The sequence below is a fragment of the Metabacillus fastidiosus NBRC 101226 genome (assembly GCF_001591625.1).
In the GTDB taxonomy this organism is placed as follows: domain Bacteria; phylum Bacillota; class Bacilli; order Bacillales; family Bacillaceae; genus Metabacillus; species Metabacillus fastidiosus.
Genome location: NZ_BCVG01000155.1, coordinates 1 through 6,711 on the forward strand (window position 1 = coordinate 1; position 6,711 = coordinate 6,711).

The following is a 6,711-nucleotide window of genomic DNA, read 5'->3' on the forward strand; positions in this document are numbered from 1 at the left end:
AGTGGGAAATAAGGAAAAACCCCACTCATAGACGTTTCACTTTATTTTGAAACATGCTGATTTGTTAAGTTTAAAGCAGCTTCTTTTACCTTCTCAAGTCCTTTTTCTATAATTTCAGCTGCACGATCAGGCATTGCATTATGCCCCTCGATAACAACTTCATCGATAATTTCCATACCGAATATGCTGCTAACAGTATTTTTAATATAATTAACTGCCATTTCCATTGGTGCTGCCTCAGGTGTTGAATAAATGCCGCCGCGTGCACTTAAAATAACCGCTTTTTTATCAGTCATTAATGATACTAATTGACCATTCTCGTCATATTTGAATGTGAAACCAGCTTGGTACACATAGTCAATAAATGTTTGTAATTTAGCAGGAATTGTTAAGTTCCATAATGGGAATGCAAATACAACTACATCTGCTGCTGTTAATGCATCCATTGCTTTTTGTTTTGCAGCTAAAATACGTTTCTCTACATCTGTCATTTCTTCGCCTGACTGTATTTTGCCGAAAGCATTAAATAAATCTTGACCGAAGTAAGGCATATCTTCTGCAAACACATCGTAAGTCGTTACGTTCACACCTTCAAGATTTTCCATGAAAGTTTCATACATTTTACTTGATACACCTTCTGAAGCCGGACGGTTATTTGCTTTTACTACTAATACGTTCATATTAAAACTCCTTCTTTATACGGATAAAACAAAATTCTTATTCCTGTTATCATGATTTCAACATACAGTGTTGTTTCTTAATTAAGAGTGGAATAAATACTTTTTGATTTTAAATTATTTTTTATACTTTTTCAACTGAAAAGTATAAAAAATAAACAAAAAATAAACGATACAGCTAAAGAGTATGAAAACTCTCGCTGTATCGTTTGCAATTTGTTTCTTCTCACAAAATTCTTTTCTAATTTTAATCGTGTTTACACTAGCTCTGCTAATTGTTTTAATCTTTCTTCTACTTCTTCTTCTGTTAAATTATGCTCTACTACGTAGCGGTTTCTCGGATGCACTCTGCATTCATGGCTGCAGCTTCGTAAATATTTATGCTCATTTTCTTCGGAACATAAAATTTGGTCATTGCATTCCGGGTTTGCACAATTAACATAACGCTCACATGGCTCGCCTGTGAAAAAGTCTTTTCCGACGATAACATGTTCTACCTGGTTAACCGGCACGCTGATTCGCTCATCAAATACATAGCACTGTCCGTCCCATAGCTTCCCTTTTACTTCCGGGTCTTTTCCGTATGTTACAATACCTCCGTGAAGCTGGCTCACATCTTCAAAGCCTTCTTTCTTTAACCATCCTGAGAACTTCTCACAGCGGATACCACCTGTACAATAAGTTAAAATTTTCTTTCCTTCAAAGCTTTCTTTATTATCTCTGATCCAATCAGGAAGCTCACGGAATGATGTAATATCAGGTCTGATCGCTCCTCTAAAATGACCGATATCAAATTCATAGTCATTTCTTGCATCGATTACTACTGTATCTTCTTCCTGCATTTGTTCGAAAAACTCCTGCGGGCTTAAATATTTACCAGTAAGTTCATTAGGATTAACATCATCCTCTAATCTTAACGTAACGAGTTCTTTTCGAGGACGAACATGCATCTTTTTAAAAGCATGTGTATCAGAATCATCAATTTTAAATACCATTTCTGCAAAACGAGGGTCTTCATTCATCGTTTTCATATATTGTTCTGTCTGTTCTCTCGTTCCGGACACTGTTCCGTTTATTCCTTCTGCTGCAACGAGAATACGTCCTTTTAATTCAAGACTTTTACAAAATTCTAAATGCTCTGCAGCAAATTCTTCCGGATTTTCAATCGGTACATACATGTAATACAATAATACTCTGTACGGTTTTACATTTTCCATTATTATTTCCCACCTATCCAAATTTATATTTGCAAGATACAAATGCATATAGGTTTACCTTACACATCTTTTCTAGTGCAATTTTGAACTTTCTGCTTTAGTTTCTCCAATAATTGATCCGAATTTTCAGCGCTTATAAACTCACCATCAACAAGCGTATACGGTGAATTTACACATTCTTTACATTTGCTCTGACATTCATATTCTTTATAAGCAATATGCTTCTCAGAAAAGAAAGAACGATAATGTGACGCACTTTCATCAGTAAGAAAACGGTCTAAGTTTTTTTCACAAAAATCTATCTTTATTTTTTTATTTTTAGAAAATATTTTTGTTAAAAAATTCATAAATAATAGCATCCTTTATAAACGTAGTTTTCAAAGATAACTATATCATAGTTCTATTGATGTAAAATTCAGATATTGGAAAAATATGCATTAAAATAAAACTTTTTAAATAAAAAAGTTGAAAAAATTCATTTTAAATATATCATGAATTCAAGGGGTTTATCTATAGCTTTTTTAAAATAAACCATTGTAAATTTAGGAAATCATCAATAAATTTCCTATTTTGGAATCATACTACTTTTTGAGGTGAAAGACATGTATAAATTATTATCACATAATGATCTTGATGGTGTTGGATGTGGAATTCTAGCAAAACTTGCCTTTGATAAGCAAGTGAAGGTTCATTACAATTCTATCTCTGGCTTAGATCGGGAGGTAGAATGGTTTTTTGAGAACGATGATAAAGACTTATTTTTATTTATTACCGACCTGTCTGTCAATGAAGATAATGAAAAAAGACTCGAGACCTTTTATAAGGCAGGCGGAAAAGTCCAGCTCATTGACCACCATAAAACAGCACTCTCATTTAATAATTACGAGTGGGGACATGTAGTTGTAGAAGATGATGAGGGAAAATTAACTTCTGCTACTTCCCTGTTTTATCATTATCTTATCGAGCATGAACTTTTAAATCCCACTGACGTTGTGACCGAATTTGTTGAGCTTGTCCGCCAATATGATACATGGGAATGGGAAAAGAATGATAATCAGGAAGCGAGACGGCTGAACGCTCTCTTTTTTCTCATCTCCATAGAAGAATTTGAAGAAAAAATGTTGGATCGTCTTCAAACGAGCGAGCATTTCTACTTTGATGAGTTCGAGAGAAAATTACTTGATATGGAAGATGAAAAAATAGAACGGTATATCCGTCGGAAAAGAAAAGAACTCGTTCAAACAGAAACAGGAGATTATTTTGCCGGTATTGTTTATGCAGAATCATATCACTCAGAACTTGGAAATGAATTAGGAAAAGAATATCCTCATCTTGATTATATTGCAATCTTAAATATGGGCGGAAAACGTGTAGGATTTCGGACGATTCATGATCATGTCGATGTATCGGAAGTAGCGAGTCAGTTTGGCGGAGGCGGACATGCAAAAGCATCAGGATGTTCTTTAACAGAAGATGCTTATAAACAGTTCATCACCGAAACATTTCATTTAGAACCGTTGCAGCAGGATGCAAAAAAAAATCATTATAATGTAAAACGGTCCGCTTTTGGCTGTTTATATAAAAACAGAGCCGGGGAAACGTTTTTTCTGTACGAAGGAAATAACGGGCATTGGATAATAGAGCATAATCATAAAGAAATAGAAGAAACATTTGAAAGTTTTGAAGAAGGAGAAAAATTTATAAAAAGAAATTATAGAGCTCCCCTTGTCAGAGATGAAGCGTTTGTTCAATACTTGATGGATCGGATTAAGAAACAAAAAGCTCAGTGAATGTTATTTCAACTGAGCTTTTCTATAATACAAGCGACATGCCTGGTGCGTCCTGCTCTCTCTCTTCAAAGCCTAATTTTTTATAAAATTGCTGTTTCCCTTTTGCAGAAAAAAGCTGGATAGACTGAATGCCGCTCTCTTTGCATTTCATTACAAGTTCTTCAATTACTTGTTTCCCTAAACCTTGCTTCTGATACGTAGGATCAACCATGACATCACAAATAAGTGCCTGATAAACACCGTCTGATATCATTCTTCCAAACGCAATAAGTTTAGTATGATCATAGATTGATATATGGTACCAGCTATTGTTAGCAGCTTGGAATAATTGTTCTCTCGAGTAGTTTCCCTTTTTGCTTTTTATTAATCCACTTGTCTCATGAAGATGTGCGAATTGTTCAAAGGTTGGCAGCTTATCTGTTTTTAAGTAGCTCATGATTTTCACCTCAATTATTATTATTTAATATTTATACATCATTTTGAATAATAATTCAATATCTTTGTTAAAAAAATGTGGATATTAAATAAATATCCACATTTCGAGTATATTAAACTATTTTTTCTCGCCCCATTTATTTTGAAAGATAAGATCATCAAGCGCTCTTCTTTTCTCCCAGTCGGCTAATTCCAATAATGGTTTATCCGGATATTTATCTGTATAGCCAATTGATAGAAGTGCAATCGGATCAATATGAGGCGGAATTTCTAAAATATCACGAATATCTGCTTTTTTATAAAAGCTTACCCATCCAAGTGCTAATCCTTCAGCTGTTGCAGCAAGCCACATATTTTGAATAGCACAGGCTGTCGAAAGGACATCTGTTTCGGGAATCGAGTTTCGCCCTAATACATGGGAACCGCCTCTTGTCGGGTCACATGTGACACAAATTGTTATTGGAGCTTCTTTTAATCCTTCCACTTTAAGGCTTAGGAATTTGCTCTCTTTTTCCCCTTCATAATGAATCGCAAGCGCTCTTCTCTCTTTATCAGCAGCCCACGCTAATTGCTCTTTCACATCTTTGGAAGTAATCATAATAAAGTTCCAAGGTTGCATAAAACCTACTGAAGGAGCATTGTGGCCGGCTTGAACAATTTTATCGATGCTCTCCTGTGGAACCGGGTTAGGAAGAAAACTTCGTACATCTCTCCTCGTATAAATAGCTTTATATACTGCGTCCATTTCTTCTTTTGTAAACATAATAACCCCTCCATCCATTATTCTTCATTAAATTCTACCAAATATATTACTAAACTACTTATATTTTCGAGATTATACTCTGCTTTCCTCTTACTTTTCAGAGCTTGTTTTAATTTTCATTATAAAATATGCTGAAACACTTAATATAATTAATGAAAGTATGATAATCCTTATGAACAAAACTTTTCAGTGAACTTACATTAGGAATAGTTATTTTTCTAAAATGAATATAAAAGGAAAGATACTTACAGCTTTTTTGTAAGTATCTTTCCTTCATATAAACATTATAATAATGCATCCGCCTCAACAATTCCAACAGTTAAATGACCCTTCTCTGACAGATCAATTTCATAAGGTGTTACTTCCTGATTTTCTTCATCTCTTATAATTCTTATCTTTGGTCTTCCGGCAGCGTGAAAATGATATTTAGATACGATTCCAGTTCGCCCATCGTTTAATTTCACTGTTAGTCCTTCAGGATAGATTGCTATACATTCTTTAAATAATTGAACTTGTTTACTTTCAAAATGAGTGCCGAAACCGGAATAAAGAAGTTCAAGTCCCTGATGAGGAAGCATTCCAGGCCGATACACCCTATGGGTCGTAACCGCATCGAATACATCTGCAACACTAAGTATTCTTGCATAAGGATGGATTTCATTTCCCTTAATCCCTCTTGGATACCCTTTCCCATCGATTCGTTCGTGGTGCTGGAACGCACAATGGGCTACTGGTAAAGGAATGTCATGAATATTTTTTAAAATTTCAAAACCTAATTCAGAATGTGCTTTCATCTCTTCAAATTCTTCATCTGTTAACTTTCCAGGTTTATTTAATATTTCCGGCTGTACATATAACTTTCCTAAATCATGAAGCATTGCACCTAAGCCTATTTCCTCAATCTGCTTATTTGGCAAACCATTTTCAATCGCAAGCTGGCACGCATAGATTGTTACGTTTAAACTATGTGTATACACATGATTTTCATAGATTTTTGTTGTTGCTAATAAATTTAAAGCCGTCCTGTTTTCTGTTAGGCAGTTTAAAATATTTTTAAATATTTTTTGGAAGTTTTGAATCGCCTTCTCAGACTTTACCATACCCTGGATATTCAGTTTATTGCCATTTAATTCAGAAATGGTGTTTAAACTTTCGATTATGACATTTGACACTTCATTGCGCAGTTCCACAGGTATCGCTTCAACAACATCAATTCCTTCAGATGCATCATCTTCTATATATACAGTGAAAATATTCAATTGTTTTAATCTCTCTATTAAACGATCTGTTAGTTCTGCCCCTTTTGCCAAAAGAACTTTTCCGTTCTCATTATAAATTGCTTTCCCTAACTTCGTTCCTGGACGGCATCTATGTAATGTTATTAAACGCATAGGCTCCTTCTCTCCTGTTCTTACATCCGCTCACTGTAAATCAAAAAGACTATAATATATCCCCTTTTGTACATATCTTTATTTCATCTATAAATAAATTTAATAATTGAAAAATAATAAAAAGCTATTTCTTTTGAAATAGCTGCGTTTGCAAATAAGACATATAGTAATAAATATAATTAGAACTAATTTACAAAACTTTTTTCCGATGAAGATGCAGCTATACATAATTATTTGTCTTCCTGTTGATTAGATAAATAATACTATAATAATGTTAAAAGCACTATCATTTTATAAAAATTTCTAGTAGAAAAAGGTCGAGAAAGTAAAATTTAGTAATTAATTTTAATATTTATTCGAGTTTTCTTTAGTATATGTATTTTCATGATTTTTTTACACGGGAATCAATTATGTTATAAAGTGAAACTTCTATCAGTG

At 33.8% G+C, this 6,711-nt stretch carries 7 protein-coding genes; 1 reads left to right on the forward strand and 6 read right to left on the reverse strand.

Annotated elements, in window-relative coordinates; genetic code table 11:
• Positions 1-41: 41 nt before the first annotated feature.
• The 3 genes from BFA01S_RS20325 to BFA01S_RS20335 form a co-directional block, all read right to left on the reverse strand.
• Positions 42-680 (reverse strand): FMN-dependent NADH-azoreductase, encoded by a 639-nt coding sequence (locus BFA01S_RS20325; protein WP_066235255.1) that lies wholly within the window; start codon positions 678-680, stop codon positions 42-44.
• Positions 681-934: 254 nt separating this feature from the next.
• Positions 935-1,894, reverse strand: a complete 960-nt coding sequence (gene trhO, locus BFA01S_RS20330) for an oxygen-dependent tRNA uridine(34) hydroxylase TrhO (protein ID WP_066235257.1) — start codon at positions 1,892-1,894, stop codon at positions 935-937.
• 59 nt (positions 1,895-1,953) lie between these two features.
• Positions 1,954-2,241, reverse strand: a complete 288-nt coding sequence (locus BFA01S_RS20335) for a DUF1450 domain-containing protein (RefSeq protein ID WP_066235260.1) — start codon at positions 2,239-2,241, stop codon at positions 1,954-1,956.
• Positions 2,242-2,496: 255 nt separating this feature from the next.
• Here BFA01S_RS20335 and BFA01S_RS20340 point away from each other — a divergent pair, with 255 nt between their 5' ends.
• Positions 2,497-3,684: a DHH family phosphoesterase gene (locus BFA01S_RS20340; RefSeq protein WP_066235262.1), complete on the forward strand. Its 1,188-nt coding sequence runs from the start codon at positions 2,497-2,499 to the stop codon at positions 3,682-3,684.
• Between the two features lie 22 nt (positions 3,685-3,706).
• Here BFA01S_RS20340 and BFA01S_RS20345 read toward each other — a convergent pair whose 3' ends face one another.
• The 3 genes from BFA01S_RS20345 to BFA01S_RS20355 form a co-directional block, all read right to left on the reverse strand.
• Entirely contained in the window at positions 3,707-4,120 is a 414-nt protein-coding gene (locus BFA01S_RS20345; protein ID WP_066235264.1) for a GNAT family N-acetyltransferase, read from the reverse strand.
• Between the two features lie 117 nt (positions 4,121-4,237).
• Complete coding sequence (gene bluB, locus BFA01S_RS20350) at positions 4,238-4,882, reverse strand: 5,6-dimethylbenzimidazole synthase (RefSeq protein ID WP_066235265.1); 645 nt, start codon at positions 4,880-4,882, stop codon at positions 4,238-4,240.
• Positions 4,883-5,166: 284 nt separating this feature from the next.
• Complete coding sequence (locus tag BFA01S_RS20355) at positions 5,167-6,273, reverse strand: HD-GYP domain-containing protein (RefSeq protein ID WP_066235267.1); 1,107 nt, start codon at positions 6,271-6,273, stop codon at positions 5,167-5,169.
• Positions 6,274-6,711: the final 438 nt, after the last annotated feature.

Bases quoted from the DNA above. Each gene is read 5' to 3' on its own strand.
- BFA01S_RS20325 (WP_066235255.1), bottom strand. From the start codon at position 680: ATGAACGTATTAGTAGTAAAAGCAAATAACCGTCCGGCTTCAGAAGGT.
- trhO (WP_066235257.1), bottom strand. From the start codon at position 1,894: ATGGAAAATGTAAAACCGTACAGAGTATTATTGTATTACATGTATGTA.
- BFA01S_RS20335 (WP_066235260.1), bottom strand. From the start codon at position 2,241: ATGAATTTTTTAACAAAAATATTTTCTAAAAATAAAAAAATAAAGATA.
- BFA01S_RS20340 (WP_066235262.1), top strand. From the start codon at position 2,497: ATGTATAAATTATTATCACATAATGATCTTGATGGTGTTGGATGTGGA.
- BFA01S_RS20345 (WP_066235264.1), bottom strand. From the start codon at position 4,120: ATGAGCTACTTAAAAACAGATAAGCTGCCAACCTTTGAACAATTCGCA.
- bluB (WP_066235265.1), bottom strand. From the start codon at position 4,882: ATGTTTACAAAAGAAGAAATGGACGCAGTATATAAAGCTATTTATACG.
- BFA01S_RS20355 (WP_066235267.1), bottom strand. From the start codon at position 6,273: ATGCGTTTAATAACATTACATAGATGCCGTCCAGGAACGAAGTTAGGG.